A 260-nucleotide genomic window follows, 5' to 3' on the forward strand; every position below is an offset into this window, starting at 1 on the left:
ATCAGAAAGCATTCAAACTAATCTACACCACTTACAATGAAAAAAATACTACTCACAGGAGCTACCGGATACATTGGCAAAAGAATGATAAGCGTGATTGCTGCGCAGGGATATAAGGTCGTTTGCTGCTGTAGAGATGCGAGCCGTTTTTCGAAAGATGTAAATATAGACGAATCGCTCATAGAAGTTGTGGAATTAGACTTTTTGCAACCCGAAACTCTTAAAAACATCCCTGAAGATATTTCCGGAGCTTATTATCT

The 260-nt window shown here is 38.8% G+C and carries 1 protein-coding gene; it reads left to right on the top strand.

From position 1 onward, the window contains the following. Window positions 1-36: 36 nt before the first annotated feature. The coding region (locus ACPYOJ_RS35745; RefSeq protein ID WP_481420443.1) for an SDR family oxidoreductase at window positions 37-260 on the top strand (224 nt) is incomplete at its 3' end.

It is taken from the genome of Rhizobium sp. SVR5-9E, from assembly GCF_056755095.1.